The following is an 11,069-nucleotide window of genomic DNA, read 5'->3' on the forward strand; positions in this document are numbered from 1 at the left end:
CGAAAATGGCAGAGAATCAATACTACGGCACTGGCCGTCGCAAAAGCTCAGCTGCACGTGTTTTTATTAAACCAGGCAGCGGCAACATTGTAGTAAACAAGCGTAACCTTGACGAATACTTCGGTCGTCCAACAGCTCGCATGGTTGTACAACAACCTCTAGAACTTGTTGAACTAACTGAAAAGCTAGACCTTTACGTAACAGTTAAAGGCGGCGGTATTTCTGGTCAAGCAGGTGCTATCCGTCACGGTATCACTCGCGCGCTTATGGAATACGATGAGTCTCTACGTCCTGCTCTACGCGCAGCTGGCTACGTTACTCGTGACGCTCGTTGCGTTGAACGTAAGAAAGTTGGTCTACGTAAAGCACGTCGTCGTCCACAGTTCTCTAAGCGTTAATTTCCTCTTATTGGAAATTCTGCTTTTCAGAGTTATTCTGGAAACTGTGTACCAAAAGCTCGGCTCTATGCCGGGCTTTTTTGTTTTTAAAGAAATAATACCTGCCTATCAATATCCATTTGTATTCACTTATAACTAGGCTCAGAGTAAGGCTTCTTCCTTACCATACGTCATAAGCTTATTTATCTTCTGTGGGTGCCTTTACGTCTTAATATCCCTGCAACATGTTTTAAAATGCCTACTCGTCTTTTTTGCGTATGCGGCGTGCTACAAAAGTGAAAATACAAACAACGTAAGTTGAATGCGCACTAAGAAATATTTTGCTGTGTAATTAACTGAAAACTACCAAGATAAAAGGTTTGAATAGCTTTCAGCAGAACTTCCATGTTGTGCTTTCTTGTTACAAATCACATCAATTTTTTATAATTCTGCCGCTTTTGTGACGACGCGAGCGATTTGCCTCACAAATGTTACAAAAAGGTAGCTTTATCTTGTCAAAAAGTAGGGTTTTCTTTATCATTTCCCTCCAATAAATAGAACTAAATTCATTATTTGTTAGCCATGCTCTTATAAGCGGAATAATAACGATCCAAAGGGAGCAAATGGGAGAATGTTTGGATGAGCAACGCGCCTTTAAATAACGGTCGCAGGCGTTTTCTAACCGCTACAACGGCAGTTGTTGGTGGGTTAGGGGCAGTCGCCGTCGCCGTGCCTTTTATCAAATCATGGAATCCGAGTGCCAAAGCCAAAGCGGCAGGTGCACCGGTGGAAGTGGATATAAGTAAAATTGAACCAGGTCAGCTGGTTCGTGTCGAGTGGCAGGGGAAACCTGTATGGATTGTTCGCCGCACTCAAAGCGTTCTAGATAACTTAAAAACGATCGGCGATAAGCTTCGTGATCCGCAATCTGAAATGGAACAGCAGCCTGAGTACGCTCAGAATGAGTTTCGTTCGATTAAGGAAGAGTTTTTTGTCGCTGTTGGTTTCTGTACTCACCTAGGTTGTTCACCAACCTATCTACCAGACTCTTTCTCAGAGCAGGTCCAGGGCGTAAGATCTGGCTTCTTCTGTCCTTGTCATGGTTCTAAGTTCGATATGGCTGGTCGAGTGTTCCAAGGGGTACCTGCTCCATTGAACCTTGTCGTTCCTAAGCACATGTATTTGAGCGACACCAAGCTCATTGTGGGTGTTGATGAGGGGGATGCATAATGCAAGCAATGTTAGACTGGGTTGAAAAGCGTATTCCTGCAATGAATGCTTATAAAAAGCATTTGTCTGAATACCCAATGCCTAAGAACTTCAACTTTTGGTACCTTTTCGGTTCTCTGGCGATGCTGGTTCTGGTTAACCAAATCCTAACGGGTATTTGGCTAACGATGAACTACGTCCCTTCTGGTGACGGTGCGTTTGCTTCTATCGAGTACATCATGCGTGATGTAGAGTACGGTTGGCTTCTACGTTACATGCACTCAACTGGCGCATCTGCGTTTTTCGTTGTTGTGTACTTGCACATGTTCCGTGGCCTGATCTACGGCTCATACCAAAAACCTCGTGAACTACTGTGGATCTTCGGTATGTTGATCTTCCTTGTTCTAATGGCTGAAGCATTCATGGGTTACCTACTGCCATGGGGTCAGATGTCATACTGGGGTGCACAGGTAATCATTTCTTTGTTTGGTGCGATTCCTGTTATCGGTGATGACCTAACGCTTTGGATCCGCGGTGACTACATCATCTCTGGTGCAACGTTAAACCGTTTCTTCGCACTACACGTTATTGCACTGCCTATCGTTCTGCTTCTTCTTGTGGTTCTGCACGTATTGGCGCTGCACGAAGTCGGCTCAAACAACCCTGATGGTATCGAAACTAAGCTACCAAAAGGTTCAATGGGCGATGATTACAAGACACAGTTCAAGTTCCACGATTACTACACGAAGAAATACGACATTATCGACTCTATTCCTTTCCACCCATACGGTACGGTTAAGGACTTAGTTGGTGTGGCTGGTTTCTTGTTCTTCTTCTGTTACGTGCTGTTCTTTAACCCAGAAATGGGAGGATACTTCCTTGAACCGCCTAACTTTGAAGCGGCCAACCCACTGAAGACACCAGAGCACATTGCTCCGGTATGGTACTTCACGCCGTTTTACGCAATCTTACGTGCGGTTCCAGACAAACTATTAGGTGTTATCCTAATGGGTGCGTCAATTGCAGTGCTGTTTGTTCTACCTTGGTTGGATCGTTGTAAAGTTCGTTCATACCGTTACCGTAGCAAACTTCATCTGTTGAATATTGTACAGTTCACTATCGCCTTTATCGCTCTGGGTATTTTAGGTGCGTTACCTGCAACACCAACGTACACACTACTATCTCAGATCTTTAGCTTGTGTTACTTCATGTTCTTTGTGTTGCTGTTCTTCTACAGCAAAAATGAAGCAACCAAACCATTACCAGAGAGGGTGACATTCAAATGAAGAAGTGGATTGTAATTCTATTTGCTATGTTGCCATCACTAGCGATGGCAGCGGGGGCTAACGTTCCGCTTGATAAAGCGAATGTTGACCTAACGGATAAAGCTTCGCTACAAAACGGTGCGAAGTTGTTCATGAACTACTGTTTTGCTTGTCACTCAACGCAGTATCAGCGTTATGAGCGTGTAGCAACAGACTTGGAAATTCCAACAGACTTAATGAAAGAAAACCTGATTTTCAATCCTGAAGCGAAAATCGGTGATCTAATGGTCAACGCAATGCCACCGAAGCAAGCGGCAAACTGGTTTGGTGCTCCACCACCAGATCTTACGTTGGTTGCACGAGTTCGTGGTGCTGATTGGTTATACACTTACTTACGCTCTTTCTATGTTGATCCATCTCGTCCATTCGGCGTGAACAACATTGTCTTCCCGAGTGTTGGTATGCCACATGTGCTCGAAGAGTTACAAGGTATCCCGACGCCGATTTACGATACGAAAATCGTAGATGGCGAAGAAGTACAAGTTGTTGTTGGTACTGAAACAGACGGTACGGGTGAGCTGAGCGAAGGCGAATACGACAAAGCGGTTGGCGACCTAGTGAACTTCTTGGTTTATTCAGGTGACCCAGTGCAGCTTGAGCGTCATGCTTTAGGTTGGTGGGTAATGGGCTTCTTAGTGCTTCTAACTATCGTTGTCGTGATGCTCAAGAAAGAGTATTGGCGCGATGTGCATTAATTGTGCTAAAATACCGTGCTAATTCCCAATTTTAATTGATGTACAATGGAGGCTTAGCCTCCATTGTTTTTATTTGTAAGTGTACTGGAGGGCTCCATGGCTGTAGCTGCCAATAAACGTTCTGTGATGACTCTTTTCTCAAGTGCATCAGATTTGTATAGCCATCAGGTTCGCATTGTACTAGCTGAAAAAGGCGTAAGTGTTGAAGTTGAGCTTGTTGACGAAGCAAACCTTCCTGCTGAGCTTGTTGAGCTAAACCCATATAAATCAGTGCCAACTCTTGTTGACCGTGAGCTAGCTCTTTACGATTCAAAAATCATCATGGAGTACTTGGACGAGCGTTTCCCTCATCCACCTCTAATGCCGGTTTACCCTGTTGCTCGTGGCAACAGCCGCTTGATGATGTACCGTATCGAACGCAACTGGTATTCACTCGCTGAAAAAGTGATGAAAGGTAATGCAGAAGAATCAGAAAAAGCACGCACAAAGCTGCGTAATGATCTTCTGACGTTAGCGCCAATTTTTGCTGAATATGAGTACTTCATGAGCGAAGAATTCAGCTTGATCGACTGTTACCTAGCTCCATTATTGTGGCGTTTGCCTCAACTTGGTATCGATCTGGTTGGCCCTGGTTCAAAAGAAATCAAGGTGTACATGAACCGCGTATTTGAACGTGATTCGTTCCTTGCTTCTTTAACTGAAGCTGAACGTGAAATGCGCCTAGTTCGCTAAGCGATTTAGAACACGTTATGGATATTGCAAAAATGACTGCTCGCCGTCCGTATATGCTTCGTGCATTTTACGATTGGCTAGTAGACAATGACTTGACTCCTCACTTGGTGGTGGATGCAACGATGCCGGGCGTACGTGTACCGGTTGAGTTTATTCAAGATGGTCAAATTATTTTGAATATTGCGCCACGTGCGGTGGGTAATCTTGAGTTAGGTAATGATGCGATTACCTTCCATGCTCGCTTTAGCGGTCGTCCACACTCAGTAATTGTGCCTGTGTATGCTGTCCAAGCTATTTATGCGCGTGAGAATGGTGCTGGTACTATGTTTGAACCAGAAGAAGCGTACACTCACATCGAAGAAGAAGCGATGACTGAGGAAGAATCATCCCCATCGTTTACAACGGTTAGCGATGAGCCTTCTGAGTTAGCCTCTGATTCGGATGCCGAAGAGGACGATGCTCCTCGACCAAAAGGCAAACCAAGCTTAAGAGTGATTAAATAATAAAAAAGCAGCGTAACGCTGCTTTTTTTCTTTTTAGTGTCTTGACGTGTTTTCAAGTGATGTTTCGCAATTACTCAATCGTAAATGCTTCGACGTTGGCTTCATTTTCCGCGTTTGTCTCACTTTCTATTGTTTGTACACCGTCACTCGGTAAGTCCACTTCAACAGGTTCCATTTCGCCATATTGGAACCCTTTAATGACTTGTTTTACGCCAGAGATATTACGCGCGATTTCTGTCGCTCGCTCGCCTTGCTCTGGTGTGACATAACCAAACAGAAAAACGTCGCCGTCTTCGGTGATCACTTTAACCTTAACGCCATTGAGTTCAGAGTCGGTCAGCAAGGCTGATTTTACTTTGGTTGTGATCCAACTGTCGTTGCTAATTTGAGTGACAGTGAGTGGCTCTTTTTGTTTGATTTGATTGTGTATGACTTTCACCCCACTAACTTCTCGAGCTCTTCGCTCCAAAGCATGGATAAGGTCTTGCGTTGGAGCCTGACCCATAAGAACAACCGTACCGTTGTAGGAGCTGGCAACCACACGAACTTCACCTTTAAACGGCGCCTTGTTACCGATCGCCGCAACTTCGAATTCGATGTTGTTGTCTTGCCAAATTTGTTTTGTACTGCGTGTGTCCGTGACAATATTTGCTGTGGTTGCAGCGCCAGCGATAAACAAGCCAGCGCAACCACTTAAACTCAATGCTGTTAATAAGATAACGAAGCTACGTATCATAATTCTGACCCTCAGTCTTGGTTACTCTTCATGAGCAGGGAAAAGCACCTGGTCAATAAGATCACAAAGACAATGGAGTGTCACCATATGTACTTCGTGAATACGTGCAGTGCGGTGTGATGGAATGCGAATTTCGACGTCGTTCTCACCAAGCAGTCCTGCCATCTCACCGCCATCTTTGCCTGTTAGCGCGATAATCGTCATGTCTCGAGTTACGGCCGCTTCCATCGCTTTGATAATATTTTTGCTGTTACCGCTAGTCGACATGGCAAGCAGAATGTCGCCTGGCTGGCCAAACGCTCGTACCTGTTTTGAGAAAATTTCCTGGTAGTGGTAGTCGTTTGCAACAGCGGTCAGGGTTGTATTATCGGCTGTTAAGGCCATTGCAGGTAGGCTAGGGCGCTCAGTTTCAAAACGGTTTAAAAGACAAGAAACAAATTGTTGAGCGTTTGAAGCACTGCCGCCATTACCACAACATAAAATTTTGTTGCCATTGAGCAAGCTTGAGACCATCGCTTGGGCCGCGTGAGTAATGGCATCGGGCAGCGCCTCTGCTGCTGCGATTTGAATTTGAATACTTTCTGTAAAGCTGTCTTTAATGCTGTCTAGCATCGCTTATCCTTCAGAGATTGCGTTTTCTATCCAGTTGATATCTCGCCCATTGTCATGAATAGCGATGACATCAAACCGATAATCGATATTGTGTTTTAAGCGCTTTTGTTGACTAAGCCAAACTTGTGCAGTTTTGATTAGCTTGCGCATTTTTGCGTGCGTTACCATTTCTGCTGCTGAGCCAAAGTGATCATTCTTACGATATTTGACTTCAACAAACACGATAGTTTCACCTTGTTGGAAGATTAAATCAATCTCACCGACCTTGGTCAGGAAATTTTGTTCAATAAAGCGCAAGCCCTGGCGTTGCAAATAGTGCTTCGCCAGAGCTTCATATTGATTTCCGATTTGGCGCTTACTAAAGAGCCCCACGCTCAGCCCAGCTCAATTCACGCTGTACAACACAGTTGTTGTCGATACTTAAAATACCGGTTTGGCCACCGACTGAGTAACCAGGAACGACCTTCATTTGTGGAAGTTCACCGATCAATTTATATGCATCCATACCGAGTGCTTTCAAACGTTTTTCCATGTTAGATTGCTCTGACCAAAGCTCGTTCATTTCAGCGGTCACGCTAGGATCTGGGTCAATCAGCAATGGAATGTCGCTGTAGATGATGCCTGTTAGATCTTCGTATGTCGCGCCGCCACTGTTGCTACGCGAACTAGAGAAGATTTGTGGTGCTTTCGCATCAGGGTTAATCGCTACTTCGATAAACGGCTTGATCAAAGTCAGCTCAGTGCTTCTAGCTACGATATAAACCGCATCAACATCACGACGGCTACGTGGCTGTGTTTCAAGCTTAATTCGCATTAATGATTGCATCTGGGCGATACGCTGCTTGCTCTCTTGCAGGCCAAATACTTCATTGATGTCTTTTTGAAGTTGGCGCTTGTCACCAAAGTAACTTGCTGCGACTTTGTTAGAGCTGTACTTTCGCCATTCTTTGTTGAAAGCCTCAGTTACACGCTCTCCAAAGCTGCCTTTTGGTGCAAGAATAAGAGGGAAGTTGTAGCCTTCGCTGAACAAGTGTTTTGCAGCTTGTGCGGCTTCTTGTTCCGGTGATAATGCCAAGTAGCAAATATTGCTATCTGGTTGCACATCCTCGGGGATATTTAGCGCAAGGGCTGGAATGGTAGGGCCATTTGCTGAGCCATCCATGGTTGTGTGCAACAACTCCACGTTCTCTTTTTCTAGAGGGCCAACAACAAAATCGATGTTTTCATTGATCAAGCGTTGTTTAATTTGGTCAGCGTTATACGCATTGGTGTCAATCACCGTAAGTGTTGCACTAGGATCTCGATTACGATCATTCATCATCGCAAACACAAAACCATCACGAATTAATTGCGCTTGTGGTGAGAACTTACCCGTCAGCGGCAGCAATAAAGCAGTATTGTTTGGCTTCACGATATCAAGAGAGAGAATGTTTTGAATCTCTTCTGGTGTATAGATAGCAGCAGGGTGCGAAGGGTTTTCGCTTAACCAGCGCTCTAGCGTATTTTTAAGTTGGGACAGGTTGCCCGATAGCGTTTTTGCATAAACAGCCAGCTGAAGCCAGCCGTCTAGAACATCCTCATTCGGCTCTGTTTCTAATGAGGTGAGTTCATATTCTGAGTAGCTGCCAAAGTTCATCCAAATACGGCTAGAGATTTCCCTCTGCTCTGCTGACGAGGCGTATTGACCAAATGCAACCAGCTGGCGGTTTGCTTCAAACGCTTGGTTAAGGCCTTGATAAGCGTCGGCACGCATCAAGTAATAGTCTTTCCATTGCTCGTTTGGCAATTTCCACCAAGGTTTAAAGTTTAACAATTGCAGCAACTGCGAGTAATTACCTTGCTTTTGCTGTATGGTCGCACGCGCCAGTTGCCACTCCGCTTGCTGAACTTCGGTCAACTGTTGTCGAGCCAGACGTTTGATCAACAGTTCTGCTTGATCAAACTGGTTCGCTTGAATAGCGGCTTTGGTTGCCATGATCAACCAGTCATTTTGTAAACTGCCTTCCGTGCTATCAGCTTGGATCATATAGTTCTGAACAGACTGAGTAGGCTCAAGTGTTACATCAACGCCATCAGGCTGTCTTGGACCTGAAGAACAGGCGGCGAGCGTAATTGCTAGTGCAACAGGAGTAAGTATGCGTGGTACACTGAGTCTCTTATGGTTAATCATTGCCGTGAGTTCTCTATAATTTTGTACAAAATTGTCTCTATATTAATCGTTGAAGTGATGGTAAACAAATGACAGATAAAAATAAGTTGCCGAATGAGGGGCCAACTCTCTATATCGTACCGACTCCAATCGGAAATTTAGCGGATATCACCCAACGTGCTATCGAAATTCTGTCGACGGTGGACATCATTGCTGCTGAGGATACTCGACATACGGGTAAATTACTGTCTCACTTCAATATTCAAACCAAAACTTTTGCTCTGCATGATCACAATGAACAGCAAAAAGCACAGGTTTTGGTAGAAAAGCTGCTTTCCGGTCAGTCTATCGCGTTAGTTTCTGACGCTGGTACGCCACTTATCAGCGACCCAGGATACCATTTGGTGACAAAATGTCGTCAAGCGGGCGTTAGAGTTGTGCCGCTTCCTGGTGCTTGCGCGGTCATTACGGCGTTAAGTGCATCAGGCTTGCCATCCGATCGCTTTAGCTTCGAAGGCTTTTTACCACCGAAAAGCAAAGGCCGTAAGGATAAATTCCTAGAGATTGCTTCGGTAGAGCGTACGTGTATTTTTTACGAGTCACCGCACCGTATTTTGGACTCTCTACAAGACATGTTAGACGTTCTTGGCCCAGATAGAGAAGTCGTGTTGGCGAGAGAACTAACGAAAACCTTTGAAACCATTCAAGGTATGCCATTAGGTGAGTTAATTGAGTGGGTGAAAAGTGACGATAACCAACAGCGTGGTGAAATGGTATTATTGGTACATGGTCACCGCGAAACCGCGGACGACTCATTGCCAGATGATGCTTTACGCACGTTAGGGATTTTGACCAAAGAGCTGCCTTTGAAAAAAGCAGCGGCTTTGGTGGCAGAAATTCATAACTTGAAGAAGAATGCGTTGTATAAGTGGGGCTTAGAAAACTTAGACTAAGCACTGCTAACGAGACACATGGTAAAGCGGGTCGATGTGAAAATATCGGCCTTTTTTAGGCTCAATGTTTGATGGTTAGGTTAAAAAAACACCACTCAATGCATTCATTTCATCATATCTGTGATCTCACTAGACTCTGAGTAGATAACTCTATACAATCCGCCCTCGGAGTTGACTGGGTAGTCGCTGCTTTACTGATGTCCTTCGGGAGACTGACGTTGAAGTCCTTTGGGAGACTGACGTTGACGTCCTTCGGGAGACTGGTAAAGGGGAGGAAAGTCCGGGCTCCATAGAGCAGGGTGCCAGGTAACGCCTGGGAGGCGCAAGCCTACGACAAGTGCAGCAGAGAGAAGACCGCCGATGGCCCTAGGGCACAGGTAAGGGTGAAAGGGTGCGGTAAGAGCGCACCGGACGACTAGCAATAGTTCGTTGCAGGGTAAACTCCACCCGGAGCAAGACCAAATAGGCCTCCACATTGCGTTGCTCGCGTAAGGAGGCGGGTAGGTTGCTTGAGCCAGTGAGCGATTGCTGGCCTAGACGAATGGCTACCGCCGCGCAAGCGGAACAGAACCCGGCTTATGTGTCGACTCCAACTATTCGAGACCCATCACTACTTTTTGTAGTGATGGGTTTTTTGCATTTTATTGACGCAAACCCTGTCATTACCAATAAACTTGGCGTTAAATCACGTCTGACTTTAGACTTGAGGTGGCGATGATGTGGGAAATCAGTACACTATGGTAGGTTGATCTTTTGCTATAAATATTCAGCATGAGAGAGCAACATATCTTAAAATCGCTTCAAGATCATTCAACGAGAAAGCTATGACCGAAACCTTCCAACATATTTCCGTGTTATTAAATGAATCCATTGATGGCTTAGCTATCAAACCAGACGGTATCTATATCGATGGAACATTTGGCCGTGGCGGTCACAGCCGGACTATTCTATCTAAACTCGGCGAAAACGGCCGACTGTACAGTATCGATCGTGACCCTCAAGCGATAGCTGAAGCAGGCAAAATCAATGATCCTCGCTTCACCATCATTCATGGTCCATTTTCTGGCATTGCTGAGTATGCTAAAGAGTATGACTTGGTTGGCAAAGTTGATGGCGTTCTACTGGATTTAGGTGTTTCTTCTCCGCAGTTAGACGACGCAGAGCGTGGCTTTAGCTTTATGAAAGACGGCCCGCTAGATATGCGTATGGACCCAACATCAGGTATTCCCGTATCTCAATGGCTAATGGAAGCTGACTTAGATGATATTACTTGGGTGATTCGTGAGTTTGGTGAAGACAAACACGCGCGCCGTATTGCCAAAGCGATTGTTGCCTACCGTGAAGACGAAGAAAATGAACCACTGGTACGTACTGGCCAGCTCGCGAAGCTGATCTCAGATGCTGCACCCAAAAGCTTTAAAGAGAAAAAACACCCTGCGACTCGTGCGTTCCAGGCATTTCGTATTTACATCAACAGTGAGTTAGAAGAAATTGATACGGCACTAAAAGGCGCGGCAAGTATTCTGGCTCCTGAAGGTCGTTTATCTGTCATCAGTTTCCACTCTCTGGAAGACCGTATGGTCAAACGTTTTATCCGTAAAGAGAGCAAAGGACCTGAAGTGCCACATGGCATTCCAATGACTGAAGAGCAAATTCGTGCTCTTGGTAGTGCGAATATGAAAGCGGTGAGCAAAGCGATTAAGCCAAGCAAACAAGAAATTGAAATGAACCCTCGTTCGCGCAGCTCTGTGCTAAGAATTGCAGAAAAGCTTTAATTA

The 11,069-nt window shown here is 45.2% G+C and carries 12 protein-coding genes and 1 other RNA gene; 9 read left to right on the plus strand and 4 right to left on the minus strand.

Translation table 11 applies throughout. From position 1 onward, the window contains the following. The first annotated feature begins 5 nt into the window (after nucleotides 1–5). From rpsI to sspB, 6 genes are all read left to right on the plus strand, one after another. Nucleotides 6–398: a 30S ribosomal protein S9 gene (rpsI, locus tag FKN08_RS13990; RefSeq protein ID WP_005372876.1), complete on the plus strand. Its 393-nt coding sequence runs from the start codon at nucleotides 6–8 to the stop codon at nucleotides 396–398. A gap of 618 nt (nucleotides 399–1,016) precedes the next feature. After that, nucleotides 1,017–1,607 carry a ubiquinol-cytochrome c reductase iron-sulfur subunit gene (petA, locus tag FKN08_RS13995; protein WP_005396462.1) on the plus strand — a complete coding sequence of 197 codons (591 nt, stop codon included), beginning with the start codon at nucleotides 1,017–1,019 and terminating at the stop codon, nucleotides 1,605–1,607. Continuing rightward, complete coding sequence (locus FKN08_RS14000; protein WP_005372880.1) at nucleotides 1,607–2,872, plus strand: cytochrome bc complex cytochrome b subunit; 1,266 nt, start codon at nucleotides 1,607–1,609, stop codon at nucleotides 2,870–2,872. Before petA ends, FKN08_RS14000 begins: the two co-directional genes overlap by 1 nt. Then, a complete protein-coding gene (locus tag FKN08_RS14005) occupies nucleotides 2,869–3,606 on the plus strand; it encodes a cytochrome c1 (protein WP_005372881.1) in 738 nt (245 codons plus the stop codon). The genes FKN08_RS14000 and FKN08_RS14005 overlap by 4 nt, the downstream gene beginning before the upstream one ends. Before the next feature lie 96 nt (nucleotides 3,607–3,702). Further along, the gene (gene sspA / locus FKN08_RS14010; RefSeq protein WP_005372897.1) at nucleotides 3,703–4,338 is read left to right on the plus strand and encodes a stringent starvation protein SspA; all 636 of its coding nucleotides are present in this window, start codon (nucleotides 3,703–3,705) and stop codon (nucleotides 4,336–4,338) included. A gap of 17 nt (nucleotides 4,339–4,355) precedes the next feature. Continuing rightward, a complete protein-coding gene (sspB, locus tag FKN08_RS14015) occupies nucleotides 4,356–4,841 on the plus strand; it encodes a ClpXP protease specificity-enhancing factor (RefSeq protein ID WP_031780550.1) in 486 nt (161 codons plus the stop codon). Between the two features lie 70 nt (nucleotides 4,842–4,911). Here the strand turns inward: sspB and FKN08_RS14020 are convergent, their stop codons facing one another. From FKN08_RS14020 to FKN08_RS14035, 4 genes are read right to left on the minus strand one after another with little or no spacing between them, the layout of a single operon-like run. After that, on the minus strand, nucleotides 4,912–5,577 hold the full coding sequence (locus tag FKN08_RS14020; protein WP_012842157.1) for a BON domain-containing protein: 666 nt from the start codon (nucleotides 5,575–5,577) through the stop codon (nucleotides 4,912–4,914). A gap of 21 nt (nucleotides 5,578–5,598) precedes the next feature. Then, the gene (locus FKN08_RS14025; RefSeq protein WP_005372901.1) at nucleotides 5,599–6,189 is read right to left on the minus strand and encodes a phosphoheptose isomerase; all 591 of its coding nucleotides are present in this window, start codon (nucleotides 6,187–6,189) and stop codon (nucleotides 5,599–5,601) included. A gap of 3 nt (nucleotides 6,190–6,192) precedes the next feature. After that, nucleotides 6,193–6,561: a YraN family protein gene (locus tag FKN08_RS14030; protein WP_012842156.1), complete on the minus strand. Its 369-nt coding sequence runs from the start codon at nucleotides 6,559–6,561 to the stop codon at nucleotides 6,193–6,195. Further along, on the minus strand, nucleotides 6,548–8,359 hold the full coding sequence (locus FKN08_RS14035) for a penicillin-binding protein activator (RefSeq protein WP_048626628.1): 1,812 nt from the start codon (nucleotides 8,357–8,359) through the stop codon (nucleotides 6,548–6,550). Before FKN08_RS14035 ends, FKN08_RS14030 begins: the two co-directional genes overlap by 14 nt. 68 nt (nucleotides 8,360–8,427) lie before the next feature. On the opposite strand from FKN08_RS14035, the gene rsmI reads away from it, so the two are divergent. The 3 genes from rsmI to rsmH all read left to right on the plus strand — a co-directional run bounded on the left by rsmI (nucleotide 8,428) and on the right by rsmH (nucleotide 11,066). Then, nucleotides 8,428–9,291, plus strand: coding sequence for a 16S rRNA (cytidine(1402)-2'-O)-methyltransferase (gene rsmI / locus FKN08_RS14040; RefSeq protein WP_005396454.1), 864 nt, complete (start codon nucleotides 8,428–8,430; stop codon nucleotides 9,289–9,291). Nucleotides 9,292–9,458: 167 nt separating this feature from the next. Beyond that, an RNA gene (gene rnpB, locus FKN08_RS14045) (RNase P RNA component class A) lies at nucleotides 9,459–9,886 on the plus strand. Nucleotides 9,887–10,115: 229 nt separating this feature from the next. Further along, nucleotides 10,116–11,066 (plus strand): 16S rRNA (cytosine(1402)-N(4))-methyltransferase RsmH, encoded by a 951-nt coding sequence (gene rsmH, locus FKN08_RS14050; protein ID WP_005396452.1) that lies wholly within the window; start codon nucleotides 10,116–10,118, stop codon nucleotides 11,064–11,066. The last annotated feature ends 3 nt before the right edge of the window (nucleotides 11,067–11,069 follow it).

Origin of the sequence: Vibrio sp. 1-2 (7-a) (assembly GCF_013048515.1) — a bacterium.
In the GTDB taxonomy this organism is placed as follows: domain Bacteria; phylum Pseudomonadota; class Gammaproteobacteria; order Enterobacterales; family Vibrionaceae; genus Vibrio; species Vibrio diabolicus.

Excerpts from the sequence above, each read along its gene's own strand:
- rpsI (WP_005372876.1), top strand. The coding sequence starts at position 6 with ATGGCAGAGAATCAATACTACGGCACTGGCCGTCGCAAAAGCTCAGCT.
- rsmI (WP_005396454.1), top strand. The coding sequence starts at position 8,428 with ATGACAGATAAAAATAAGTTGCCGAATGAGGGGCCAACTCTCTATATC.
- sspA (WP_005372897.1), top strand. The coding sequence starts at position 3,703 with ATGGCTGTAGCTGCCAATAAACGTTCTGTGATGACTCTTTTCTCAAGT.
- FKN08_RS14000 (WP_005372880.1), top strand. The coding sequence starts at position 1,607 with ATGCAAGCAATGTTAGACTGGGTTGAAAAGCGTATTCCTGCAATGAAT.
- FKN08_RS14020 (WP_012842157.1), bottom strand. The coding sequence starts at position 5,577 with ATGATACGTAGCTTCGTTATCTTATTAACAGCATTGAGTTTAAGTGGT.
- sspB (WP_031780550.1), top strand. The coding sequence starts at position 4,356 with ATGGATATTGCAAAAATGACTGCTCGCCGTCCGTATATGCTTCGTGCA.
- FKN08_RS14035 (WP_048626628.1), bottom strand. The coding sequence starts at position 8,359 with ATGATTAACCATAAGAGACTCAGTGTACCACGCATACTTACTCCTGTT.
- FKN08_RS14025 (WP_005372901.1), bottom strand. The coding sequence starts at position 6,189 with ATGCTAGACAGCATTAAAGACAGCTTTACAGAAAGTATTCAAATTCAA.
- FKN08_RS14005 (WP_005372881.1), top strand. The coding sequence starts at position 2,869 with ATGAAGAAGTGGATTGTAATTCTATTTGCTATGTTGCCATCACTAGCG.
- petA (WP_005396462.1), top strand. The coding sequence starts at position 1,017 with ATGAGCAACGCGCCTTTAAATAACGGTCGCAGGCGTTTTCTAACCGCT.
- rsmH (WP_005396452.1), top strand. The coding sequence starts at position 10,116 with ATGACCGAAACCTTCCAACATATTTCCGTGTTATTAAATGAATCCATT.